The organism is Streptomyces sp. NPDC005866 (assembly GCF_040629895.1).
Lineage (GTDB): Bacteria > Actinomycetota > Actinomycetes > Streptomycetales > Streptomycetaceae > Streptomyces.
In genome coordinates this window covers 164,409-189,218 of the sequence record NZ_JBEXWP010000008.1, presented here as the reverse complement: position 1 = coordinate 189,218, position 24,810 = coordinate 164,409, and the positions used below count along the sequence as shown (strand labels likewise).

Here is a 24,810-nt window from a genome sequence, read left to right as displayed (position 1 = left end):
CCGCTCAGCCACGGAGACGGGACATCGCCGGGTCGAACAACGGCTCCTCGGCGACAACCGCATCAACCCGCTGGTCGAAATAGCCGATGTGCACGGACGTACCGGGCACGGCCAGCTCCGCCGGCAGCCACGCGTACGCGATTCCCTTGCCGACCGTGTAGCCGTAGGCGGCGCTGGTCACATAGCCGACCGCGCGCTCGCCGTCGTACACCGGCTCCTTGCCCATGACGACGGCCAGTGGGTCGTCGATGGTGAGGCAGCTCAGCCGGCGCCGCACATCCGCCTTGCGCCGCTCCAGCGCGGCCCTGCCGACGAAGTCACCCTTGTCGGGCTTGACGGCGAAGCCGAGGCCGGCCTCGTAGGGGTCGTGCTCGTAGGTCATGTCGGTGCCGAAGGAGCGGTAACCCTTCTCCAGGCGCAGGCTGTTGAAGGCGCCCCGCCCGGCGATGATGCCGCCGAGCGGCTCGGCCGCCTGCCAGAGGGTGTCCCAGAGTTTCGCACCCTGGTCGGCGGTGGTGTACAGCTCCCAGCCGAGTTCGCCGACGTACGACAGCCGCATCGCGGTGACCGGCACCGAGCCGATGTAGGCGCGTCTGGCGCGGAAGTACTTGAGCCCCTCGTTGGTGAAGTCCTCGTCGGTGAGCGGTTGCAGGACCTCGCGGGCGAGCGGACCCCACAGGCCGATACAGCAGGTGCCGGGGGTGATGTCGCGGACCTGGACGCGTCCGTCGGCGGGGAGGTGACGGGTGAACCAGTCGAGGTCGAGGTTGCCGTTGGCGCCGACCTGGAAGAGGTCGCGGGCGAGGCGGGCGACCGTGATGTCGCTGCGGATGCGGCCGTCGTGGTCGAGGAGCAGGGTGTACGTGACCGAGCCGACGGACTTGGCGACCTTGCCGGTGACCAGGCCCTCCAGGAAGTCGGCGGCACCGGGGCCGGTGACCTCCAGGCGCTTGAGGGCGGTCATGTCGTACATCGCGACCGTCTCGCGGGTGACCTGGGCCTCGGCGCCGACGATGGGCGACCAGTACTGCGCGGCCCAGTCGTTGGGGGTGGGGATGGCGCGGCCCTCGACCAGGCCTGCGTTGGCCTCGTACCACTGGGGGCGCTCCCAGCCGTTGGCCTCCAGGAAGAACGCGCCGTGTTGCCGCTGGCGGGTGTGGAAGGGGCTGGTGCGGATCGGGCGGGGCTTCCCGCTCGGCTGGAGGGGGTGGAGGATGTCGTAGACCTCGACGAAGTTCTGGCAGTCGCGGGCCAGGACGTACTCAGGGGCGAGCTGGTGCGGTTCGAAGCGGTTGATGTCGCACTCGTGCAGGTCGAAGGACGAGCAGTGGCCGTCCACCAGCCATTCGGCGACGGCCCGGCCGACGCCCGCGGAGTGGGTGACCCAGACGGCCTCGGCGACCCAGAAGCCCTTGACGTCCGGGGACTCGCCGAGCAGCGGGTAGCCGTCGGTGGTGAAGGAGAAGAGGCCGTTGATGCCCTCCTCGACCTTGGCCTCGCGGGTCGCGGGGAGCAGTGACCGGGTCTCGGTCCAGGCGTCCTCGAAGTCCTCCTCGGTGAACTTCATCACCGAGGGCATCTGTTCGGCCTCGTCCACGGAGAGGATGTCGTCGGCGGAGACCGGCATGGGGCGGTGGCCGTAGGAGCCGATGCCGAGGCCGTCGAAGCGGTCGCGGTAGTAGAGGTCGGCGTCCTGGTGGCGCAGGATGGGGCGGACCGCCTCCTCGGTCTGGCCGGCGAGGGCGGGGACGGGGCCGGTCCAGGCGAGCTGGTGGGCGAGCGGCGTGAGCGGCAGGTTCATGCCGACCATGCGCGCGATCCTGGGGCCCCAGATGCCGGCGCAGCACACGACGATGTCGGCGGGGATCTCCCCCTGGTCGGTCAGCACGCCGGTGACGCGGCCCTCGCTCCGGCGTACGTCGAGGACCTCGTGGCGGGCGAGGAAGCGGACGCCGCGCTCGGTGGCCCGGCGGATCTGGGCCTCGACGGCGAGGACGGCATTGGCGAGGCCGTCGGTGGGGACGAATAGGCCGCCGAGGACCCGGTCCCGGTTCACCAGCGGGTGCCGTTCGACGCACTCCCCGGGGGTGAGGATCCGTGCCTCGATGCCCCAGGCGGTGATCCAGCCGTGGCGGCGGTGGAGTTCGGCGAGGCGCTCGGGGGTGGTGGCCACTTCGAGGCCGCCGACCTGGAGGAAGCAGGGCTTGCCGTCGACGTCGAGGGAGCAGAGCTTCTCGACGGTGTAGCGGGCCAGCTCCGTCATGGTCTTCGAGGGGTTCGTCTGGAAGACCAGGCCGGGGGCGTGCGAGGAGGAGCCCCCGGTGGCCGGGAGAGGGCCCTGGTCGACGACGGTCACCTCGGTCCAGCCGCGTGCGGAGATCTCGTCCGCGAGGGCGGCTCCCACGACGCCCGCTCCGATGATGACCACTCGGGGTCCCGCCATCGACCAACCTCCGAACTTGAGACCGGTGCAGTTGCTTCGTGCGCAACGTGATTCAGGCTGCGCAACTCAATGTGCCCGTCGTCGAGGAAGGGTGTCAAGGGGTCGGGTGACGTCGGAAAACGGGCCGGGAAACGGCCGGGAGGCAGCCGGGCAGACGGCAACGCCCGGCGGGCGGTGCGCAGCTGTGCGCACCACCCGCCGGGCGTACTGGACCGGCCTGTTCACGCCCCCGCTACTTCAGCCAGGCGTCGGCCTTGTCGCGGTTGGCGTCGACCCACTTCTTCGCCGCGGCCTCGTCGGACATCTTGTCCACGGCGATGTACTTGGCCACGGTGTTCTGGTCCTCGTTGGTCCAGTTGAACTTCTTCACCAGGTCGTACGCCGGGCTGCCCGACTTGGCGAAGCCGGCGCTGACGATCTTGTCCAGGTCGTAGACGGGGTAGTCACAGGCGACCTTCGCCGCGTCGGCGTCGCAGCCCGTCGTGTACTTGGGCAGGTCCACCTTCACCAGGGGCACCTCGGACAGGAACCACTGCGGTTCGTAGAAGTAGCCGATCAGCCACTGCTTGTTCTTCTCGGCCGTGCGGAAGGCCTGGATGAGCGCCGTCTCGCTGCCCGCGTACACCACCTTGAAGTTCAGCTTCAGGTTCTTGACCAGGGCGGCGTCGTTGGTGACGTACGACGGGTCGCCGTCGAGCAGCTGGCCCTTGCCGCCCGACTCGGACGTCTTGAAGTCGGCGGCGTACTTGTCGAGGTTCTCCCAGTTCGTGATGTCGGGGTGCGCCTTGGCCAGCCACGGCGGGACGAACCAGCCGATGATTCCCTTGTTGCCGGTCGACCCGGCCGCCACGGCCGTCTTCTGCCCGGTGATGTACTTCTTCTTCAGATCGTCGTGACCCCAGTTCTCCAGGACGGCGTCGACCTCGCCGGTGCCGAAGCCCTGCCAGGCGATCTCCTCCTTGAGGTCCTTCTTGTTGACCGTGCAGCCGAGGTCGTGCTCCGCGACGTACGCGACGACCGCCGCGTCCGCCTCGTAGCCCACCCACGGGTTGACGGCCAGGTTGAAGGTGCCGCACTTGCCGCCCGAGGACGTCGAGCCGGCGGAACCGCTCTCGCCGACCTTCGCTCCGCCGCAGGCCGTGAGGGTGAGGCCGAGGACGGCCAGGCCGGCCGCGCCGGCTCGCCAGTGTTGTGCCATGGTGTCGCGCTCCTTATGCCCGGGTGCGTCGCGCCGCAGCCTGAGTGATCCGGTCGAACATGACTCCGAGCAGTACGATGGCGAGCCCTGCCGCCAGCCCCTTGCCGTACAGCTCCCCCTGCGAGAAACCGGCCACGACGTCGTAGCCGAGGGCGCCCGCCCCTACCAGGCCGCCCACCACAACCATCGACAGCACGTAGATCAGGCCCTGGTTGGTCGCGAGGGTCAGGGCGCCGCGTGCCATCGGCAGTTGGACCTTGGTGATGATCTGCCAGGTGTTGCACCCGGCCGAGGTGGCCGCCTCCACGGTGGACTCGGGCACGTTCCGCACCCCGTCGGCGATGATCTTGATCGCGACGGGTGCCGCGTAGACGACCGCCGCGACGATCGCGGTGAAGCGGGTCGCGCCGAAGAGCGCCAGGAACGGCACGAGATAGACGAATGGCGGCATGACCTGAGCGGCGTCCAGGGTGGGCCGGATCAGCCGGTCCACCAGCGCGCTGCGGCCCATCCACACGCCGACCACGGCGCCGAAAAGCATCACCAGGACGGTGGCCACGGCGGTCGAGGCGAGGGTGGTCATGCTGTCCGACCACAGGCCCGTGCCGACCAGCAGCCCGACGCACACGGCGGCCGTCGCCCCGGCCCGCCAGCCGCCGAGCACCGCGCCGAGCGCGGCCAGGGTGGCGCCGACGAGCCACCACGGGGAGTCGGTGAGCAGCGTCTGGAACGGGTTGAGCAGGCCGTTGGTGAGGACGTCTCGCAGGGCGTTGGTCAGGCCGGAGAGATGGTCCTGCAGCCAGGTGGTCGTGGTGTCGGCGGCGCTCGCGACATGGGTGCCGACGGCGCCGTCGCCGGGGAACTCGGCCGCCCAGACGTAGGTGTGGGAGAGGTAGACCAGGACGGCGGCCGCGATGCCACCGGCCGCCAGCAGCGGTCGGCGCCACGTGAGGAACGGGCCGCCGGTGCGGCGGGCCTCGGTTCGGGCGGCGGCCGCGGTGGTGACCCGGTCGAGCACGATGGCCATGACGACGATGGCGAGACCGGCGTTGAACGCGGTGCCGACGTCGAGCGACTGCAGGGCCTGGACGACGGTCTTGCCGAGGCCGGGCGCGTCGATCAGGGCGGCGATGGTGACCATGGCCAGCGCGGCCATGATGGTCTGGTTGACGCCCATGACCACCGTGCGCCTGGACATCGGCAGCAGCACCTTCAGCAGCAGCTGCGTCCGTGTCGTGCCGAGCGACTCGGCCGCCTCCACGGTGGTCTCGGGCACGGAGCGGATGGCGTGCGCGGTGATGCGGATGGCGGGCGGTGCCGCGTAGATCACCGTGGTGATCACGGCGGAGGCCCCGCCGATGAGGAAGATCAGGGTCAGCGGGGCAAGGTAGACGAAGGTCGGCATCGTCTGCATGAAGTCCAGGAAGGGCGTCATGATCCGGTTGAACCGGTCGGACAGCCCCGCCCACACCCCGAGCGGGATGCCGATGAGCAGCGCCACCAGGACCGCCGACAGGGTCAGCGCCAGGGTGTCCATGCTCTCCTGCCACAGGCCCTGCAGCCCGAAGAAGGTCACGCCGGCCGCGGCCAGCAGCGCCACCCGCCAGTTGCCCACGGCCCAGGAGACGTAACCGGCGAGTCCGACGACGCCGAGCCAGCCGATCTGCGGGACCGGGCGGGAGCCGGTGGGCTGGGAGATCAGTGACTGGACGAAGGTCACCAGGTTGTCGATGGCCAGCCGGATCTCGTTGAAGAAGTACAGGAAGACCGGGTTGGAGTTGCGGTTGGCGCCGATGCTGTCGTTGACGTCGTTCAGCCAGTGGTGCAGGCCCGTGAGGTCGGCGGCGGCCAGGGTCAGCGTCTGCCGGCCGCGCAGCACGGCGAAGAGCACCAGCCACACGACCAGGATCGCCGCCACCACCATCGGGCGGCTGACCTTGTGGCGCAGGGTGGCGACCGGCGCGGTCGCGTCGGCGACGGCGGCCATCACGCGCCGCCCTCCTGTCCGGCGACGACGGCGAGGATCTCCTCGTCGCCGACGATGCCGAGCAGCTTGCCGTTCTCGACGACCTTGACCGGCTTCTCGGCCGCGAGCACCGCCCGGGTGGCCTCGCGGACCACGACGTCCGGGCCCAACTCGGGTCCGTCCAGGGCATCTTCCGGCGCGGCGGGCCGCATGATCCAGCGCAGGGTGAGGACATCGCCGCGCGGCACGTCCTTGACGAAGTCCCGTACATAGTCGTCCGCCGGGGCGCCGACGAGTTCGTCGCCGGTGCCGCACTGGACCATCCTGCCGTCCCGCATGATCAGGATGCGGTCGCCGAGCTTCAGTGCCTCGGAGAGGTCGTGGGTGATGAACACCATGGTCTTGCCGACCTCGTGGTGCAGGCGGATGACCTCGCTCTGCATGTCGCGGCGGATCAGCGGGTCGAGGGCGGAGAACGGCTCGTCGAAGAAGAGGACGTCGGGGTCGCCGGCCAGGGCGCGGGCGAGGCCGACGCGCTGCTGCATACCGCCGGAGAGCTGGTCGGGGTAGGAGTTCTCGTATCCGGCGAGCCCCACCAGTTCGACCACCTCCATGGCCTTCCTGGTCCGCTCGGCCCTGCCCATGCCCCGGATCTCCAGGCCGAACGCCACGTTGTCGACGACCTTGCGGTGCGGCAGCAGGCCGAAGTGCTGGAAGACCATGGAGAACTTGCTGCGCCGCAGCTCCCGCAGCCGCCGGGTGTCGGCGCCCCGGATGTCCTCGCCCTCGAAGACGACCTCTCCGGCGGTGGGTTCGATCAGCCGGGTCAGACATCGCACCAGGGTGGACTTGCCGGACCCGGACAGGCCCATGACGACGAAGACCTCGCCGGGCGACACCTCGAAGTTCACGTCCCGGACGGCGGCGGTGCAACCGGTGCGGTCCATCAGCTCGCGGCGGGTGAGCCCGCACAGCTCCTCCGAGCCCGGCACCTCGTCGGCCTTCGGCCCGAACACCTTCCACAGCCGGCGCACGGAGATGACCGGGGTGCGCTCCCGGGGGTCCTGGGACGTGCCGCGCCGCTGCGACACCTCGGTCTGGGCTGGGGTCATGATCGGCCTCTCTTCGGCGTCAGCCGCGGAACCAGTGCTGCGGCCGGGGTCGGATGTTCTGCCAGACGTGCTTGGGCTCTCGGTACTCGTCCAGGCCGGCCGGTCCCAGCTCGCGGCCCACACCCGAATGCCCGAAGCCACCCCATTCCGCTTGCGGCACATAGGGGTGGTAGTCGTTGATCCACACGGTGCCGTGGCGCAGCCTGCGGGCGACACGCTGGGCCCTGCCCGCGTCCTGCGTCCAGACGGCGCCGGCGAGGCCGTACTCCGTGTCGTTGGCGATGCGGACGGCGTCGTCCTCGTCCTGGAAGCGCTCCACGGTGAGCACGGGTCCGAAGGACTCCTCGTGCACCACCCGCATGTCCTGCCGGCACTCGTCGAGGACGGTGGGCGGGTAGTAGAAGCCGTCCGCCAGCGCGGGGTCGTCGGGGCGCGCGCCGCCGCAGCGCAGTACGGCGCCCTCCGCGAGGCCGGCGGCGACGTACGCCTCGACCTTCTCGCGGTGCTGTGCGGAGATCAGCGCCCCGGTGTCGGCCTCGGGGTCGAAGGGGCCGCCGAGGCGGATGAGTCGGGCCCGGCGGACGACCTCGTCGACGAAGGCGTCGTGGATCGAGTCCTCGACGATCAGCCGGGCGCCGGCCGAGCAGACCTGCCCGGAGTGCAGGAAGACGGCGGTGAGCGCGAAGTCGACGGCGGTGGCGAAGTCGGCGTCCGCGAAGACGACGTTGGGGTTCTTGCCGCCGAGTTCCAGGGCGACCTTCTTCACCGTGGCGGCGGCGGTGGCCATGATGTGCCGGCCGGTGTGCAGTCCGCCGGTGAAGGACACCATGTCGACGGCCGGGTGCTCGGCGAGCGGCGCGCCCGCCTCGGCTCCGGCGCCCAGCACCAGGTTTGCGGCGCCGGCGGGGAGGCCCGCTTCCGCAAGGGCCTTCATCAGCAGGATCGAGGTGGAGGGCGTGAGCTCACTGGGCTTGAGGACGAAGGTGTTGCCCGCGAGCAGGGCCGGGGCGACCTTCCAAGAGGCCTGCAGCAGCGGGTAGTTCCACGGGGTGATCAGTCCGCAGACGCCGACGGGTTCATAGGTGACGCGGCTGAGCGCGTCGTCGCGGCCGGTGTCGACCACCCGTCCGGCACTGGTGCCGGCGATACCGCCGTAGTAGCGGAAGCAGGAGACGACGTCGGCGATGTCGTACTCGCTCTCCACCAGGCGCTTCCCGGTGTCGAGGGACTCGGCGCGGGCGAAGTCCTTGGCGTCGCGCTCGATGATGTCCGCGGCGCGCAGCAGCAGTGCGCCGCGGTCCCGCTCGGGGGTGTGCGGCCAGGGGCCGTCGTCGAAGGCGCGCCGGGCCGCGGCGATCGCGGCCTCGGTGTCGGGACGGGTCGCCTCCGAGACCGTGGCGACGAGGGTACCGTCCGCCGGACAGCGGATCTCACGGTGGCCGCCTGCCGCCGCCGCGCGCCATTCACCATCCACATACAGATCTGCCACGGCCGCGCCCTTCGAGCCCGAATTCGTTGCGCATTGTGCATTGGATTGCTTTTGGTGGAACACCCTGACCGAATGGACTGACAGCCGTCAAGGGGTCCGGTATCCCGATTCGGCCGCGAAAGCGGCCCTTGCGGTGCGGGTCAGCCGCCCAGCCGGTCCAGCAGCGCACGGCGCCACCGCTCGGTCTCGGCCACCTGGTTGAAGGTGAAGAGATGGAGCCCGGCCACGCCTGCCGACGGCCCGGTGAAGGCCCCCGCGCCACGGGTCAGCAGCCGCTCAGGCTCGTAGCCGCCGGGTGCCGCGAGACGCCGGAACCAGGAGGCGTGCCTCGTGAGGAACCGGGTCGACTCCCCCACTCCGATCTTCGTCGCCATCGACAGCAGCTTCGCCCGCTGGACGGGTCCGGCGACGCCCAGGTACACGGGCAGGGTCACGTCCCGGCGCCGGATCCGGGCGAGCCAGCCGCCGAGCACGCGCGGGTCGAGGCAGAGGTTGCTGACGATGTACGTGGCGTGCGCCCGCTTGTCCCACATCGCCTGGATGGTGAGGTCGTCGTGGATGAGCGGATGGCTCTCCGGATAGCCGGTGATCCCCGTCTCCGCGAAGGGCCTGCCCAGTTCGGCCAGCCGGCGCAGCACCGGCAGGGCTCCGTCGTACGGGCCGGCGGGCCGGTCGGCGTCGCCCGCCGGTACGAAGAGGTCGCCGACACCCGCGGTGCGCAGCCGTTCGGCGACGTCCTTGAGGTGTGTGTCGTCCCGCAACAGGCGTGCCGGCACATGCGGGACCACACGGTACCCGTGCGCCGCGAGCCGCTCGGTGAGGGCAAGCTTCGGCTCCAGGCCCGTGACCGGCGACGCCGTGACCGTGACCACGACATCGCGGGGCACCTGGGCGAGGACCTTCTCCTCGGTCGCCTTCGCCGGCAGCACCTCGTAGCGGACGCGGGCGAGCAGCGCCCGCAGGGCCTCGGCGCCCATGCGCTACCCGGCCTGTTTCTGGGCGTCACGGTGCCGGTAGTAGGCGGCCTTCGACGGCGGCAGCGACTCCTTGCCGAGGATGAGGTCGGCCGCCTTCTCGGCGATCATCATCACCGGAGCGTAGATATTGCCGTTGGTGACGTACGGCATCACCGAGGCGTCCACCACGCGCAGCCCGTCCAGTCCGTGCACCCGCATGGTCAGCGGGTCGACGACGGACATCTGGTCGGTGCCCATCTTGCAGGTACAGGACGGGTGCAGGGCGGTCTCGCCGTCCTTGGCGACCCAGGCGAGGATCTCCTCGTCCGTCGCCACGGACGGGCCAGGCGACATCTCCCCGCCGTTGTAGGGGGCGAGCGCAGGCTGGTCGAGGAGGTTCCGGGCCACCCGGATCGCCTCGACCCACTCGCGACGGTCCTGCTCGGTGGAGAGGTAGTTGAAGCGCAGCGCCGGGTGTTCGCGCGGGTCCCTGCTCCTGATCTTCACCGAGCCGAGGGCGTCGGAGTACATGGGCCCGACGTGGACCTGGTAGCCGTGGCCGCCGGCCGGCACGGAGCCGTCGTAGCGGACCGCGACGGGCAGGAAGTGGAACATCAGGTTGGGGTAGTCCACGTCCTCGTTGCTGCGGCAGAAGCCGCCGGCCTCGAAGTGGTTCGTCGCGGCCGGTCCGGTGCGGAACAGCCATTGCAGGCCGATGAAGGGGGCCCGCCACTTCGCCAGGTACGGCTGTACGGAGACGGGCTGCTTGCAGGCGTACTGGATGTACACCTCCAGGTGGTCCTGGAGGTTCTCGCCGACGCCCGGCAGATCGTGGACGACGTCGACGCCGAGGGCGCGCAGCTCCTGGGCGTTGCCGACGCCGGAGAGCTGCAGCAGTTGCGGGGAGTTGATCGCGCCGCCGCACAGGATGACCTCCTCGGCCCGGACCTGCTGGAGGGCGCCCCTGCCGCGCTGGAACTCGACACCGACGGCCTTCTTCCCCTCGAAGACGATCCGGGTGACGAACGCGCGTGTCCTGACGGTGAGGTTGGGCCGCTTCCTGGCGGGCTTGAGGTAGGCCTTGGACGCGGACAGGCGCCGGCCGCGGTGCACGTTGCGGTCGAACTTGGCGAAGCCCTCCTGCCGGTAGCCGTTGACGTCGTCGGTGGGCTCGTGGCCCGCCTCCTGGGTGGCCTTGAGGAAGGCGGAGAAGAGCGGGTTGGCGGCCGGGCCGCGTTCCAGCACGAGGGGTCCGTCGTGGCCACGGAACTCGTCGTCCGGGTCGGCGGCGAGGCAGTTCTCCATCCGGCGGAAGTACGGCAGGCAGTGGGCGTAGTCCCAGCTCTCCATGCCCGGGTCGGCGGCCCAGCGTTCGTAGTCCATGGGGTTGCCGCGCTGGAAGATCATGCCGTTGATGCTGCTGGAGCCGCCCAGCACCTTGCCGCGGGCGTGGTAGACACGGCGGCCGCCCATGTGGGGCTCCGGCTCGGACTGGTACTTCCAGTCGTAGAAACGGCTTCCGATGGGGTACGTCAGCGCCGCGGGCATGTGGATGAACACGTCCCACGGGTAGTCGGGGCGGCCCGCCTCCAGCACGAGCACGCGGTTGCCGGGGTCGGCCGAGAGCCGGTTCGCCAGTGCGCTGCCGGCCGATCCGCCGCCGACGATGACGAAGTCGTACTGCAAGGGAGCCATGGTGCCTCGTCTCACTCGCGCCGTCGATGTGCGCGGCATGCTAGTACGAGTATCGCTATACGCACCAGGTTGCGAACAACGCAACTTGTAAGATCTTTGTTCACACCGCGTTTCTAGGGCGCTGTTGTTTACTCCGCGTATAGTTCCGTTATGAGCAACTACAGTCCGGATACCGAAACGAACAGCTCATCTTCCGGCGGCGTACAGTCCGTCGACCGCGCCATCAGCGTCCTGGAGATCCTCGCCCAGCGCGGCGAGGCGGGCGTGAGCGAGGTGGCCGCCGAGATCGACGTACACAAGTCGACCGCGTTCCGTCTGCTCGGCGCCCTGGAGGCGCGCGGTCTGGTGGAGCAGGCGGGCGAACGGGGCAAGTACGCGCTCGGCTTCGGCATCGTACGGCTGGCGGGCGCCGTCACCGGGCGTATCGACGTCACCCAGCAGGGCCGGCAGGTGTGTGAGCGGCTGGCCGAGGAGATCGGCGAGACGGTCAACATCGCCGTGATGCAGGAGCACTTCGCGATCAACCTCTACCAGGTGCGCGGTACGGCCGCCGTCACCGCGCACAACTGGGTCGGCCAGCTGACCCCGCTGCACGCCACTTCCAGCGGCAAGATCATGCTGGCCCATCTGGCCGCAGCGGACCGGGCCGCGCTGGTCTCGGACGCCGGTCTGAAGAAGCTGACCCCGCACACGATCTCCTCGAAGGCGAAGCTGGAGAAGAACCTCGCCGAGGCCCGGGAGCGCGGCTACGCCTGGACGCTGGAGGAGCTGGAGATCGGGCTGCATGCCATGGCCGCGCCGATCCGGGACCGGGAGGGCAGGGTCATCGCGTCGATCAGCGCCTCCGGGCCGTCCTACCGGTTCACCGAGGATCGCATGCACGAACTGGCTACGGTGCTGGTCAAGGGCGCGGACGAGATCAGCCACCGCATGGGGTACCTGGGCTGAGCGCCCCGAGGACGACCGCCGTTCGGCCCGCGTCCGCATTCCGCGCGGGCCACGGGCGCCCCTCCTGCGCGTCACTCCGGCTGCCGGGTACCGAGCCGTTCGTGGACCCAGTCGTGGAAGCCACCGATGTGGTGCTCGCTGGGCACCAGCACACCGCCCTTGGCGTACAGCCGTGAGCTCATCCCCGGCTGCGTCCGCTCGCAGGCCTCGAAGTCCTGGCGGTTGACCCGGTCGAACAGCTCCACGGACCGGCTGACGTCCTTGCCGCTCTCCACGACGTGCGGAAGGTAGAGCCAGTCGCACTCGAGGACCGTCCGGTCGACGGCGACCGGGTACATCCGGTGGAAGATCACGTGGTCGGGCACCAGGTTGATGAACACCTGCGGTTTCACGGTGATCGCGTAGTACCGCCGGTCCTGGTCCGCGGAGACTCCGGGGATGCGGTCGAGCCCCTGGGAGCCGTCGACGGTGAAGCCCTGGATGTCCGCGCCGAACTCGGCGCCGTGGCCCACGTAGTACTGCGCCGCGTAACCGTCCGCGAACTCGGGCAGCACCTCGGTGAGTTCGGGGTGGATAGTGGCGCAGTGGTAGCACTCCATGAAGTTCTCGATGATGAGCTTCCAGTTCGCCTTGACGTCGTAGACGATCCGCCGGCCCACCGAGAGGTGGTCGATGTCGTAGCGCTCGATCGACGCGGTGTCGCCCAGCCGCTCGACGACGGCCCCGATCACGTCCTCCTCGAAGGAGGGCGGGTCCTCCGCGAGGCACACCCACACATAACCGAGCCATTCGCGGACGGCCACGCCCACCAGGCCGTACTCGGTGCGGCCGACGTCGGGCATCTTGGTGAGGTTGGGTGCCGCGACCAGCTTGCCGTCGAGGTCGTAGGTCCAGGCGTGGTACGGGCACTGGAAGGCGCGCCTCACCTCGCCCTCCTCCTCGGTGCGGAGCTTGGCCCCGCGGTGCCGGCAGACATTGAAGTAGGCGCGGACCGACCCGTCCCGAGTCCGGGTGACGAGGACGCTCTCGCGGCCCACGTCGACCGTGCGGAACGCGCCGGGCTTCGGCAGGTCCGCCGCGCGGGCGGCACAGAACCACATCGTCTCGAAGATGCGTTCCTGCTCCTGGGCGAAGATCCCGGGATCCGTGTAGGCGGAACCGGGGAGGGTGGCGATCAGGCTGTCCGGCAGGCTGGTCGAGGTCACGGTGCACTCCTCGGAGAACGTCGTGGGTCGGTGGGGTGGCGCGGGCGCCGGGGTCAGGACGCGGCGGTGCCGAACTGCTTGCGCCAGCGGGTGAACAGCCGCGGTTGGTTCATCCCCAGCACGGCGACCGGCCGGCCCGCGCGCCGGTAGACGGCGAGGAAGCTGCGGTCGTCGGTCGAGCCCTCCTCGACCGTCACCTCGTCGGCCCCGGCGGCGTGTCCGACGAACTGGATCCGCACGCCGTACTGGTCGGACCAGAAGTACGGGGGCCTGGGGACGCCCGGTTCCGTCGGCCCGTGCGCGAGGAGCGTGGCGACGGCGGCGGCCGGCCGTTCCAATGCGCCGGTCCAGTGCTCGACCCTGCGGTGGCCGCCGGTGTGCGGGTCGTACCAGTTGGCGCAGTCACCCACGGCGACCACCCCGGCCACGCTGGTACGCCCGTCGGCGCCGCACTTCACGCCGTTGTCGAGCGCGACGCCGGAGCCCTCCAGCCACTCGACGCAGGGGCGCGCCCCCACGCCGACGACGACGGTGTCCGCGGGCACGCTCCGGCCGTCCTCCAGCAGTACGGCGTCCACCTGGCGCTCTCCGCTCAGCCCCTTGACCCCCACCCCGCACAACAGCCGTACCCCGTGGTCGGCGTGGAGGGCGGCGACGACGGCGCCCATGGTCCGGCCGAGCGGTCCGGAAAGCGGGGTCGGCGCCGCCTCGATCACGGTCACGTCGAGCCCGAGGGCGTACGCCGTGGAGGCGACCTCGGCGCCGACGAACCCGCCGCCGATCACCACAAGCCGGCCACTCCGGGTGAGGTCGTCCCGCAGGGCGCGGGCGTCGTCGAGGGTGCGCAGCACATGGACCCCGGCGAGGCCCTCGGTGCCGGGCAGGGTACGGGCGGCGGCCCCGGTCGCGACGACCACGCCGTCGGCGCGGACCTCCCGGTCGTCGGCGAGGCGGATCGCCCGCCCGGTGCGGTCGAGCCCGGTGGCGCGCGCCCCGAGCAGCCACTCGGCACGGAGGTCCTCGTCGTCCCGCTCCAGCGCCAGGTCCGCCTCGCCGACAGTGCCGGCCAGGAACTCCTTGGACAACGGCGGTCTGTCGTAAGGGCGGTGAGGCTCGTCGCCGATGACGACCAGCCGGCCGTCGTACCCCCGCTGCCGCAGCGAGCGCGCGGCCGACAGCCCGGCCAGCGACGCGCCCACCACGGCCACCGACCTCACGCCGCGCCTCCGGCCAGGCGGGCGGCGACGCACGCCGGCAGACGGGGTGCCTCGGCGGACAGCCGTACATAGACCGTGCCGTCCTCGACGACGACCTCGTGGGTGCGGACCGGGAGCTTGGCCGGGGGTGCGTCCACGGCGCCGGTCCGCAGGTCGAACTTGGAGGCGTGCAGGGGACATTCGACCTCGCGGCCCTCCAGCCAGCCGTCGGCGAGCGAGGCGTCCTGGTGGGTGCACGTGTCGTCGATGGCGAAGAGCTCGCCGTCATCGGTGTGGAACACCGAGACGGGCGGATCGATATCGAGCCGGTGGGCCTCGCCTCGCGGCAGATCCGCGAGACGGCACGCGGGAATCATCATGACACCTCGGTGCGTATAGCGAAACGGATTGCGATGAGCGCAACGTCAGTCTGCGGGCGGTTCCGAAGCGTTGTCAAGGCGTTCACACACCGCTTTACACGGGCCGCGACGACCGATCCCCGGGCATGCCGAAGCACCCTCGAAAGCACGGGTGAACAGGGGAAACAGGCACCCCTTCGCATGCGCCGACGGCCCTGCCCCGGTGCGGTCGAAGGGTCCGTCACCGGGGCAGGGCCGCGTCGCAGCCGAAGCGGTCAGAAACCGCGGTCGATCCACTCCTGGAAGGGCGGCGCCCCGGCGTCGATGCGGTCGTGGTGCGCGTGGGTGCGCACCAGCGCGCGCCGGGTGCGGGCGCCGCTCGTCACAGGACCACCACCGAGCGCAGGACGTCACCGTGGCGCATCCGCTCGAAGGCCTGCTCGACCTCGTCCAGGGTGATGGTCTCGCTGACGAAGGCGTCCAGGTCGAGTCGGCCCTGCAGATGGAGATCGATGAGCATCGGGAAGTCACGGGAGGGCAGACAGTCCCCGTACCAGGACGACTTCAGCGCCCCACCCCGGCCGAAGACGTCCAGCAGCGGCAATTCCAGCTTCATCTCCGGATTGGGTACGCCGACCAGCACCACGGTCCCGGCGAGGTCACGGGCATAGAAGGCCTGCCGGTAGGTCTCCGGCCGCCCCACCGCCTCGATCACCACGTCGGCGCCGAAGCCGCCGGTCAGCTCCCGCACCGCCTCGACGGCGTCGGTCTCCCGGGAGTTGATCGTGTGGGTGGCGCCCAGCTTTCGCGCCGTGTCCAGCTTGCGGTCGTCGATGTCCACCGCGATGATCCTCGCCGCCCCGGCCAGGTTCGAGCCGAGGACCGCCGCGGCGCCCACGCCGCCGCAGCCGATCACGGCGACGCTGTCACTCGTCCGACGTCGCCGGTGTTGAGGGCGGCGCCGATACCCGCCATCACCCCGCAGCCGAGCAGCCCGGCGGCCGCCGCGGAGGCGGCCCGGTCGACCTTGGTGCACTGCCCGGCCGCCACCAGCGTCTTCTCGGCGAAGGCGCCGATCCCGAGGGCCGGCGAGAGTTCCGTGCCGTCGGTGAGGGTCACCTTCTGCCTGGCGTTGTGCGTGTTGAAGCAGTACCACGGCCGTCCGCGCAGACAGGCCCGGCACTGCCCGCACACGGCACGCCAGTTGAGGATCACGAAGTCACCGGGTACCACGTCGGTGACCCCGTCCCCGACCGCCTCTACGACCCCCGCCGCCTCATGCCCCAGCAGGAACGGGAAGTCGTCACTGATCCCGCCCTCGCGGTAGTGCAGATCGGTGTGGCAGACCCCGCAGGCCTCGACCTTGACCAGCGCCTCGCCCGGGCCGGGGTCGGGCACCACGATCGCTTCCAGGCTGACAGGGGCGCCCTTGCTCCGCGCGACGACGGCACGGACCTGCTGGGACATGGCCACTCCTCGGCTGCCAGAGGGGGCGAGACGTTGCCCATTACGACACGCATCTCGTGTATCGCAACACAGCATCCCGGAGGCCGAAGCGGCGGTCAAGGACAACGCCGCCTTCATGCACTCCCGCAGGCACCGCTATTTGCCAGGCCGGTCAGCCGATCATGCAGCGCCTCATCCAGCACCAGAGCCTGATCTGCGGGGGGCCTGGGCCGGACACCCTCCGGGCCGAAACAGCCGCCTCCCGGTCCGACCGCTCCCGGCTGAGGGGGGTCAGTCGTCGTCCGGGCCGGGGACCACGACCAGGAAGGCGTCCGTCCGCAGATCCATCACGACCGTCGCAGACTCGCCCTCGGCGCGGCGCTCCGCCGCGTACTCCTCCGCCGGCCACGACCCCCGCGGAGATCCGGCGGGGAAACGCTCCAACACCTTCGCGCTCATAGCGGCAGACCACCTCCGGCGTCCTTCGTTCGCCTGGACACGGCTCCTGTCCTGTCGCCTGCCCGCGATGGGCGCGGACATGCCCAGGGCCCGGGCGCGGGGCCGCTGCCGCCGACGCGCGGAAGCGGCCCCGCGTGCTCCAGGCCCTGGGCATGTCCGGCGCCGCCGTCCGCCGCTCCCGGTCGACCGTTGCCGCCGGCGGCCCGACCATGGAACTCACCGCATCCGACACGGCGGCACGCGGGGAAGTGATCTCCAGGGGGGTCCGACGCGGAGGACGCAGAGCTGATGAACGCTGACGACCACGCCCCCGGCCTGCGTTGCCTGGTGACCGGGGCGACCGGATACATCGGCGGCAGGCTGGTGCCGGATCTGCTCGCCGAAGGCCACCGGGTGCGCTGTCTGGCGCGCTCCCCGGGCAAGCTGCGCGACCACTCGTGGGCCGGGCGGGCGGAGGTGGTGCGGGGCGATGTCACGGACGCCGCCCGTGTCGCAGAGGCCATGCGGGACGTCGACGTCGCCTACTACCTGGTGCACGCGCTGGGTTCCGGCGACGATTTCGAGGCGACCGACCGCAGGGCGGCGCGGATCTTCGGCGAGTCGGCCCGTGCCGCGGGGGTGCGGCGCGTCGTCTACCTCGGTGGCCTGACGCCGTCGGGCGTGCCGGAGTCCGAGTTGTCGCCGCATCTGCGGTCGCGGGCCGAGGTGGGCCGGATCCTGCTGGACTCCGGTGTACCCACGACCGTCCTGCGCGCCGCGGTCGTCATCGGGTCGGGCTCCGCCTCCTTCGAGATGCTGCGCTATCTCACCGAGCGTCTGCCGGTCATGGTCACCCCCAGCTGGGTGCGCACCCGCATCCAGCCCGTGGCGGTCCGCGACGTGCTGCGGTATCTCGTCGGCAGTGCCCGGATGCCGGCCGGCGTCAGCCGCGCCTTCGACATCGGCGGACCGGACGTTCTGACCTACCGCGACATGATGCTGCGGTACGCGGCGATCGCCGGACTGCCCCGCCGGGTCATTTTCCCCGTGCCCGTGCTGACCCCCGGTCTGTCCAGTCTCTGGGTCGGGCTGGTCACCCCGGTCCCCGCGTCGATCGCCCGGCCGCTGACCGAGTCGCTGCGCCACGAGGTCGTCTGCCACGAGCACGACATCGCGCGGTATGTGCCGGACCGGCCCGGTCATCCGTTCGGCTTCGACGAGGCGGTACGGCTGGCCCTGCAGCGCGTCCGTGACGCGCGGGTCGCCACCCGCTGGTCGTCGGCGGCGGTGCCCGGCGCGCCCAGCGACCCGCTGCCCACCGACCCCGACTGGGCGGGCGGCAGCCTGTACACGGACCGGCGGGAGCTGATCGTGGACGCCTCGCGGGAGGCCCTGTGGCAAGTGATCGAGGGGATCGGCGGCGACAACGGCTGGTACTCCTTCCCGCTGGCCTGGGCGGCACGTGGCCGCCTGGACCGGCTGGTGGGCGGTGTGGGGCTGCGCCGGGGGCGACGGGATGCGGCCCGGCTGCGGGCCGGCGACTCGCTGGACTTCTGGCGGGTGGAGGAGATCGAGCCCGGCCGTCTGCTGCGGCTGCGGGCCGAGATGCGGCTGCCCGGTCTCGCCTGGCTGGAGATGTACGCCGGCACGGACCCCGCGGGCCGTACCCGCTACCGCCAGCGGGCCCTGTTCCATCCGCACGGGCTGCTAGGCCACGCCTACTGGTGGAGTGTCTCCCCCTTCCACGCGGTCGTCTTCGGCGGCATGGCCCGCAACATCGCGCTCGCCGCGGCCCGCGCCCCGGCCACCCCCGCGAGGGAGCGCACGCCCGGCGGCTGACGGCCGCATCCGCGGTGCCCGCCGGGCCGGAAACACCTCGCCGGCCCGCCCGCCGTTCGACCCCGGAGGAGCACCATGAACGTCTCGGTCGTTCTGTTCACCGCCGACCTGCGCCTGCACGACCATCCGCCGCTGCGGGCCGCGAGCGAGGCGCGCGAGGTGGTCCCGCTGTTCGTACGCGACAAGGGCGTCACGGACGCCGGGTTCGCCGTGCCCAACCGCCTGGCGTTCCTCGCCGACTGCCTGCGGGACCTCGACGGCGGTCTGCGGGAGCGGGGCGGGCGGCTGGTGGTGCGCTCCGGCGACGTCGTCGAGGAGGTGTGCAAGGTGGCCGCCGAGACGGACGCCGGTGAAGTGCATCTGGCCGGCGACGTCAGCGCCTACGCCCAGCTGCGTGAACAGCGGCTGCGCCGGGCGCTGGAGTCGGAGGGGCGGCGGCTGCACGTGCACGACACCGTGACCACCGCCGTGACGCCCGGCGACCTCACCCCGGCCTCCTCGAACCACTTCGCCGTCTTCACCCCGTACCTGCGCCAGTGGTCCGGCGTGCGGCTGCGCGACGCGCTCGCCGCGCCGCGCGCCGTGCGGGTCCCGGACGAAGTCGGCTCCGAAGGTCTGCCCTCCCGCACCGGCCTCTCCGGAGTGTCCGAGGGCCTGGCGGCCGGCGGGGAGACGGAGGGCCGCAAGCGGCTGTCCGCCTGGCTGCGCGGCGGGATCGGCACGTACGAGGACCGCCACGACGACCTGGCGGGCGACGCCACCTCCCGTCTCTCGCCCCATCTGCACTTCGGGACGCTCTCCCCCGCCGAACTGGTCCACCGGGCACGCAAGGCGGGCGGGCCCGGCGCCGAGGCCTTCGTACGGCAGATCGCCTGGCGTGACTTCCACCGCCAGGTGCTCGCCGCCCGGCCCTCGGCCGCCACCGCCGACTACCGGACCAGACACGACCGCTGGCGCTCCGAGTACACCGCCCGCGAGGACATCGAGGCATGGAAGGAGGGCCGCACCGGATACCCGGTGATCGACGCGGCGATGCGCCAGCTGCGTCACGAGGGCTGGATGCCCAACCGGGGCCGGCTGCTGGCCGCGAGTTTTCTCGCCAAGACCCTGTACGTCGACTGGCGCGTGGGCGCCCGCCACTTCCTGGACCTCCTGGTCGACGGTGATGTCGCCAACAACCAGCTCAACTGGCAGTGGATGGCGGGCACCGGCACCGACACCCGCCCCAACCGCGTCCTCAACCCCGTCACCCAGGCCAAGCGCTACGACCCCGAGGGGGCGTACGTCCGCCGCTGGGTTCCCGAACTCGCCGCGCTCGACGGCCGGGCGGTGCACGAGCCCTGGAAGCTGCGGGGTCCGGACCAGGCCGGACCGGACGACTACCCGGACCCGGTCGTCGAGCTCTCCGAGGCCCTCGCCCGCTTCAAGCGGGCCCGCGCCCACGACTGAGGAACCCGCGCATGGGCCACCCCCCACTGGCTCTTCGCGACCAGCTCGGCCCGCACCCGGCCCTCGTCGTCGCACCGAGGACGGAGGTGGCGAGGCTTCCCACGCCACCACCCCCGCCGGCTCCGGTAGCCGTGTCCCCGCTCTACACATAAGGAAGAAATAAGGGCAGAATGTCTGATAGCGGGGTACCCCGCATGTATCAGACACGGTCAGCCCTGCACAGTCAGTCAAAGGAGACGAGTCATGGCCAACGTCTCGCACGGCAGAAGCGACATAACGAGCCACCCCGACGTCGGCGAGATGCGGCAGCGCTATGCCCGCATGCTCGGCGGTCGTGATGTGGCCCTCGTGGACGGACCGGTGTTCCTGCTCGGTCTGTACTGCGCGGCGTCCCCGTGGATCCTCCACTACTCGACGAGCCAGCCGGCTCTGATGACCCACAACCTGATCATCGGCATAGCGATAAGCCTGCTGGCACTGGGATTCACCCGGGCTCCGGAGCGCATGTACGGCCTCAGCTGGGCCATGTGCGCGATGGGCATCTGGATGATCATCGCGCCCTGGGTGGTCGGCAGCAGCCCTGACACGGGCGTCATCATCAACAACGTCATCATCGGCGCGCTGGCACTCTGCCTCGGGCTGGTGTGCGCCGCTTCGACGGCCAGGCGGACGCCCATGCCGTAGCCGACCGAGCTCCCCCCTGGAAGGGAGGACGCGGGGCCGGTCCGATGACGGCGGACCGGCCCCGCCGCGTTCACCGACCGGGCACCAGCCAGGGCTCCTGCGGGAGCGGGCTGCCGGTCTCGAGGAGGGACTTCAGGTTGGACAGCACGGCCGGCCAGCCGGACGAGATGGCCCGCAGCTGGTCCTCGTCGTCCAGATCCTCGTGGGTGACGGTGAGCCGGACGATGTCGGCGTGCGGCTGGACGTCGAAGGTCACCCGGGAGTGCCGGTCCGGCTCCCCCTCGTGCTCCGGCGCGGCCCAACTGGCCACCAGCCGGGTCGGGCGCTCGCTCTCGACGACGGTGCCGACCACGTCGGCGATGCCGGAGCCGTCGGTGCGCACGTGCTCCCAGCGAGAGCCGGGCCGCCAGTCGGAGACATTGGAGTGCCCCCAGTAGACGGCGGTCAGATCGGCGTCCGTGAGAGCGTCCCAGACCTTCTCAGGGGTGCTGGCGATGTAGGTGACGTAGACATAGCTGGGCTTGTCGCTCATGGCTTCCTCGGCTCGTCGCTTCAGGTCGCCGAGCGCGCGCAGGCGCGGGCGCTCGAACTTGTCGATCCACCGCTCCTGGATCTCGTGGAGCGGCACGGGGTTGAGGTAGTGCAGCTTCTCCCGCCCCCGCCGCACGGTGCTGATCAGATTCGCGGCCTCCAGGACGGCCAGGTGCTGGGTCACCGACTGCCGGGTCATCGTGATGCGCTCGCACAGCTCGCCCAGCGTCTGCCCGTTCTGCTCGTGCAGCCGGTCGAGCAACCGCCTGCGCGTGTCGTCTGCCAGCGCCTTGAAGACCTGGTCCATCCCGCTGTCGTCCTCTGATCGCACACTCAACGTTATGCAGGCAATTACCTGCATGTCACGTCGGCGGCGGGCGGGGCGCGATCAGACCCCCAGGTCGAACGAGATCCACACGTCCGGCGACAACTCCGGCCGGCCCGGCACCGGGCGGGGTTCCTCCCTCCAGGCGTCGCCCGCGAGCTCGGCCGCGACCCGCCGCCAGAAGGCGACGGCGCCGGGGTTCTCGTACTGGAACGCGATCTCCCAGCTGCCCGGATGCCGGGTGAGGACCTCGCGCACGCTACGCAGCCCGACGCCCGTCCGGCGTGCGCCACGGGCCACGAAGAAGCTGTTGAGCACCCGCACGGGTCCGCTCAGCCCCCGGACGAAGGCGAAGCCGACCGGATGCCCGCCCTGCACGAACAGATAGGGCACCCAGTCGGGCGAGGAGAAGGCGTCCTCGACGCGCTCGCCGCGGAACGTGCCGTCGGGGTTGGGCAGCAGCCGGCGGAACTCGGACAGGTCGTGGCGGAACATCAGCCACAGCCGTTCGACGGCAGGGCGGTCCTCGATGGATGCCGGGCGGACGACGACGTCGGTTTCTGTGGTGTCGGACACGAAAAAAGCCTCACCCGGCGGGAGTTGATGGCGCCGGGTGAGGCTGACGTGTATTCCGGAGACTACACCGCGACCGGGCTCTCGGGTGTCAGATACTCCTCGCTGATCTCCCTCGCCCCGAACGGCCACACCTTCTCCAGGCGTGCCCAGATCAGGAACGCCACACAGCCGAGGGCGAGCCAGGCCAGGGACCACTCGATGGGGTGACGGCCCGGGGAGTTCCTGTCGGCGTAGCCGTAGATCACGCACCAGCCGGCGAAGGCGATGATGCTCGGCAAGGGGTAGAGCCACATGCGGTACGGCCGTTTCAGCGCCGGCTGGCGGCGGCGCAGCACCGTGAGCGCCAGGATCTGGGCCAGAGCCTGCACGATCACCATCACCGTGGTGAGCAGCTGGATGAGCGTGGCCAGGTCGGTGTGGCGGCCGATCAGGAAGCCGAAGGCGGTGATCACGCCCATGGTCGCCAGGCCCAGCACCGGGAAGCGGTGCTTGGAGTGGAGTTTCTCGTAGGGGCGGAAGAAGACCCGGTCGCGGGCCGCGTCGTACGGCACCCGGGAGCCGCCGAGCAGGCCGGTGAAGACCGAGGCGAATGCCGTGATCAGGATCAGCACGGTCACCGTGTCGGCGGCGCCCTTGCCCCAGGTCTTCTCCAGGACCGCGGAGGCGACCGAGGTCGAGGCGATGTCGTCCGGGTTCGTCATGCGGTGCCAGTCGATGACGCCGAGCGTGCCGATCTGCAGCAGCAGGTAGATCGCCATGATGCCGGCGATCGAGAAGAGGATGGAGCGCGGCAGGGTGCGGCCGGGCTCCTTGATCTCGGCGCCCATGTAGGCCGTGGTGTTGTAGCCGAGGTAGTCGTAGATGCCGATGGTCAACCCCGCGGCGAAGCCGAGCCAGAAGTGGTCGCTGGTCAGGTCGAAGGCGTGCGCCGGGTAGGTGAAGGCCATGTGCGGGCTGAAGTCGCTGGCCGCGGCGACGATCACCAGCAGCACCGAGGCGATCATCACCGTCCACATGACGGCGGTGATCCGGGCGATGTGCTCGATGCCCCGCCAGAGCAGGATCACCACCAGGGCGATGATGCCGAGCCCGATCAGGTCGCCGGAGGTCTTGCCGAGGCCGGGGGCGAGATAGCCCAGGTACTGCACGAAGCCGACCACACCCGTGGACATGATCAGTGGGATGAACAGCATCGCCGTCCACACGAACAGGAACGGCATCAGGCGTCCGGTGCGGTACTGGAAGGCCTGGCGCAGATAGACGTAACTGCCGCCGGAGCCGGGCATCGCGGCTCCGAGTTCGGCCCAGACGAGGCCGTCGCAGAGCGCGAGGACGGCGCCCGCGACGAAGCCGATCACCGCCTGCGGGCCGCCGAACGCGGCGACCATCAGCGGGATGGTCACGAACGGGCCGATGCCGCACATCTGGCTCATGTTGATGGCGGTGGCCTGGAACTGGCCGACGCGCCGGACGAAGCCGCCTTCGGACGGCGGACTACCAGGACCGAGGGGACTACCGGGACTACCGGACATGGGGGCTCCTGAGCGAGGCACTGAGGAAGAGCGGGACGCAGACGACGGACGGCGGCCGACTCGGCGGGATGGCCGATAAAGTTAAGGAGCCTTACTAGGGGCGTCAAGTATGCGTCAGGAATCGGTGAGAATGGTGTGATGGCCGCCAGCGACGTCGTAGAGCAGCGGGAACAGCCCTGGAGCCGGCAGCGACTGCGCAGCACCAACGAGCGGCTGCTGCTGGACCGGCTGCGCCTGCTCGGTTCCGCCTCTCGTGCCCAACTCGCACGCGAGACCGGCCTGTCGAAGCCGACGGTCTCCAGCGCGCTCGCGGCACTGGAGTCGGCGGGCCTGGTGCACGAGGTCGGCACCCACGCACCGGAGCGCGGCCGCACGGCCGTGCTGTACGCGCCCGACCCGGCGGCCGGGTACGCGCTCGGCATCGATGTGGGCCGCGGCTGGCTGAGGGTGGCGGTCGCCGACCTCGACGGCACCCTGGTCGCCCGCTCCGACGTGCGCAACCGGGCCCGCGGCTCGGGCGCGATGGCCGACCTGCTGGTCTCCACGGCACGGCAGGTCGTCGCCAACTCGGGGGTGGATCCGGCCGAGGTGGTGCACGGGGTCGTGGGCACGCCCGGCGTGTACGACGAGCGGCAGCGGCGGGTGCGGTACGCGATGCATCTGCCGGGCTGGGGGCGCGCGGGGCTGTTCGACCGGATGCACGAGGAGCTGGGCGTCCCGCTGGAGGTGCACAACGACGCCAATCTCGCGGCACTGGGCGAGTACACGTACGGCGTCGGCGCGGGCAGCCGGCTGTTCGCGTATATCATGATCGGCACCGGTCTGGGGATGGGGGTCGTCAGCGAGGGGCGGCTGTTCACGGGAGCGCGCGGGCTCGCCGGGGAGATCGGCTTCCTGCCGTGGCCCGGGCGGCAGCGCAAGCCGGAGCGGCTGGAGGACGCGGTGTCGGGGGTGGCCGTGGTCGAGGCGGCGCGGCGGTTCGGGATGACCGGGCAGCTCACCGCGAAGTCCGTGTTCGACGCGGCCCGCCAGGGCGACCCGGCCGCCGTCGAGGCGGTACGGCTCGAGGGCGAGCGGATCGCGCACACGGTGGCGGCGGCCGCGGCCGTGCTGGACCCCGACCTGGTGGTGCTGGGCGGCGGGGTCGGCCACAGCGTCGACCTGCTGCTGCGCCCGGTACGGGAGCATCTGCGCACGCTCACCCCGCTGCGCCCGAAGCTCGCGCCCAGCCGGCTCGGCGAGGACGCGGTGCTGCTCGGCGCGGTGGCCACGGCCCTCGGGACCGCCCGTGACCTGGTCTTCGAGCGCAGGTCGGCCACATCCTCAAACCCGCACCGCCAACTCGCGCGGGGACCGCGGTGATTGACACCGCCCTTTCGGAACCCTAGCTTGAGCCGAGTTAGTAAAGTTTCCTAACTTTACG

The 24,810-nt window shown here is 70.8% G+C and carries 19 protein-coding genes and 1 pseudogene; 5 read left to right on the top strand and 15 right to left on the bottom strand.

Annotated elements, in window-relative coordinates:
* Positions 1–4 precede the first annotated feature (4 nt).
* From ABZ396_RS14815 to betA, 7 genes are all read right to left on the bottom strand, one after another.
* The gene (locus ABZ396_RS14815; protein WP_358919313.1) at positions 5–2,443 is read right to left on the bottom strand and encodes an FAD-dependent oxidoreductase; all 2,439 of its coding nucleotides are present in this window, start codon (positions 2,441–2,443) and stop codon (positions 5–7) included.
* A gap of 232 nt (positions 2,444–2,675) precedes the next feature.
* Positions 2,676–3,641: an ABC transporter substrate-binding protein gene (locus tag ABZ396_RS14810; protein ID WP_358919315.1), complete on the bottom strand. Its 966-nt coding sequence runs from the start codon at positions 3,639–3,641 to the stop codon at positions 2,676–2,678.
* Positions 3,642–3,654: 13 nt separating this feature from the next.
* The gene (locus tag ABZ396_RS14805; RefSeq protein WP_358919317.1) at positions 3,655–5,628 is read right to left on the bottom strand and encodes an ABC transporter permease subunit; all 1,974 of its coding nucleotides are present in this window, start codon (positions 5,626–5,628) and stop codon (positions 3,655–3,657) included.
* Positions 5,628–6,719, bottom strand: coding sequence for a glycine betaine/L-proline ABC transporter ATP-binding protein (locus ABZ396_RS14800; protein ID WP_358919318.1), 1,092 nt, complete (start codon positions 6,717–6,719; stop codon positions 5,628–5,630). Before ABZ396_RS14800 ends, ABZ396_RS14805 begins: the two co-directional genes overlap by 1 nt.
* A gap of 19 nt (positions 6,720–6,738) precedes the next feature.
* Complete coding sequence (locus ABZ396_RS14795) at positions 6,739–8,208, bottom strand: aldehyde dehydrogenase family protein (protein ID WP_358919320.1); 1,470 nt, start codon at positions 8,206–8,208, stop codon at positions 6,739–6,741.
* A gap of 140 nt (positions 8,209–8,348) precedes the next feature.
* A complete protein-coding gene (locus ABZ396_RS14790) occupies positions 8,349–9,185 on the bottom strand; it encodes a 5,10-methylenetetrahydrofolate reductase (RefSeq protein WP_358919321.1) in 837 nt (278 codons plus the stop codon).
* Between the two features lie 3 nt (positions 9,186–9,188).
* A complete protein-coding gene (gene betA, locus ABZ396_RS14785) occupies positions 9,189–10,859 on the bottom strand; it encodes a choline dehydrogenase (protein ID WP_358919323.1) in 1,671 nt (556 codons plus the stop codon).
* A gap of 150 nt (positions 10,860–11,009) precedes the next feature.
* On the opposite strand from betA, the gene ABZ396_RS14780 reads away from it, so the two are divergent.
* On the top strand, positions 11,010–11,807 hold the full coding sequence (locus ABZ396_RS14780; RefSeq protein WP_358919324.1) for an IclR family transcriptional regulator: 798 nt from the start codon (positions 11,010–11,012) through the stop codon (positions 11,805–11,807).
* A 71-nt stretch (positions 11,808–11,878) separates the two neighbouring features.
* Here ABZ396_RS14780 and ABZ396_RS14775 read toward each other — a convergent pair whose 3' ends face one another.
* The 5 genes and pseudogenes from ABZ396_RS14775 to ABZ396_RS14755 form a co-directional block, all read right to left on the bottom strand.
* Positions 11,879–13,012, bottom strand: coding sequence for an aromatic ring-hydroxylating dioxygenase subunit alpha (locus ABZ396_RS14775; protein WP_358919326.1), 1,134 nt, complete (start codon positions 13,010–13,012; stop codon positions 11,879–11,881).
* A 53-nt stretch (positions 13,013–13,065) separates the two neighbouring features.
* Positions 13,066–14,229, bottom strand: a complete 1,164-nt coding sequence (locus tag ABZ396_RS14770) for an FAD-dependent oxidoreductase (protein ID WP_358919328.1) — start codon at positions 14,227–14,229, stop codon at positions 13,066–13,068.
* Positions 14,226–14,588 (bottom strand): bifunctional 3-phenylpropionate/cinnamic acid dioxygenase ferredoxin subunit, encoded by a 363-nt coding sequence (locus tag ABZ396_RS14765; RefSeq protein WP_358919331.1) that lies wholly within the window; start codon positions 14,586–14,588, stop codon positions 14,226–14,228. Before ABZ396_RS14765 ends, ABZ396_RS14770 begins: the two co-directional genes overlap by 4 nt.
* A gap of 361 nt (positions 14,589–14,949) precedes the next feature.
* Positions 14,950–16,034 (bottom strand): annotated as a pseudogene (locus ABZ396_RS14760) (S-(hydroxymethyl)mycothiol dehydrogenase).
* Positions 16,035–16,304: 270 nt separating this feature from the next.
* The gene (locus tag ABZ396_RS14755) at positions 16,305–16,472 is read right to left on the bottom strand and encodes a hypothetical protein (protein WP_358919332.1); all 168 of its coding nucleotides are present in this window, start codon (positions 16,470–16,472) and stop codon (positions 16,305–16,307) included.
* Between the two features lie 288 nt (positions 16,473–16,760).
* Here ABZ396_RS14755 and ABZ396_RS14750 point away from each other — a divergent pair, with 288 nt between their 5' ends.
* From ABZ396_RS14750 to ABZ396_RS14740, 3 genes are all read left to right on the top strand, one after another.
* The gene (locus ABZ396_RS14750; protein ID WP_358919334.1) at positions 16,761–18,290 is read left to right on the top strand and encodes an SDR family oxidoreductase; all 1,530 of its coding nucleotides are present in this window, start codon (positions 16,761–16,763) and stop codon (positions 18,288–18,290) included.
* Positions 18,291–18,365: 75 nt separating this feature from the next.
* Positions 18,366–19,739: a deoxyribodipyrimidine photo-lyase gene (locus ABZ396_RS14745; protein ID WP_358919336.1), complete on the top strand. Its 1,374-nt coding sequence runs from the start codon at positions 18,366–18,368 to the stop codon at positions 19,737–19,739.
* A gap of 243 nt (positions 19,740–19,982) precedes the next feature.
* Positions 19,983–20,423, top strand: coding sequence for an SPW repeat protein (locus ABZ396_RS14740; protein ID WP_358919338.1), 441 nt, complete (start codon positions 19,983–19,985; stop codon positions 20,421–20,423).
* A 70-nt stretch (positions 20,424–20,493) separates the two neighbouring features.
* Here ABZ396_RS14740 and ABZ396_RS14735 read toward each other — a convergent pair whose 3' ends face one another.
* The 3 genes from ABZ396_RS14735 to ABZ396_RS14725 all read right to left on the bottom strand — a co-directional run bounded on the left by ABZ396_RS14735 (position 20,494) and on the right by ABZ396_RS14725 (position 23,387).
* Positions 20,494–21,261 carry a metalloregulator ArsR/SmtB family transcription factor gene (locus tag ABZ396_RS14735; RefSeq protein ID WP_358919450.1) on the bottom strand — a complete coding sequence of 256 codons (768 nt, stop codon included), beginning with the start codon at positions 21,259–21,261 and terminating at the stop codon, positions 20,494–20,496.
* Positions 21,262–21,342: 81 nt separating this feature from the next.
* Positions 21,343–21,774, bottom strand: coding sequence for a GNAT family N-acetyltransferase (locus ABZ396_RS14730; protein ID WP_358919452.1), 432 nt, complete (start codon positions 21,772–21,774; stop codon positions 21,343–21,345).
* Between the two features lie 143 nt (positions 21,775–21,917).
* Positions 21,918–23,387, bottom strand: a complete 1,470-nt coding sequence (locus ABZ396_RS14725) for an APC family permease (RefSeq protein ID WP_358919340.1) — start codon at positions 23,385–23,387, stop codon at positions 21,918–21,920.
* 138 nt (positions 23,388–23,525) lie between these two features.
* On the opposite strand from ABZ396_RS14725, the gene ABZ396_RS14720 reads away from it, so the two are divergent.
* Positions 23,526–24,749: an ROK family transcriptional regulator gene (locus ABZ396_RS14720; RefSeq protein WP_358919342.1), complete on the top strand. Its 1,224-nt coding sequence runs from the start codon at positions 23,526–23,528 to the stop codon at positions 24,747–24,749.
* Positions 24,750–24,810: the final 61 nt, after the last annotated feature.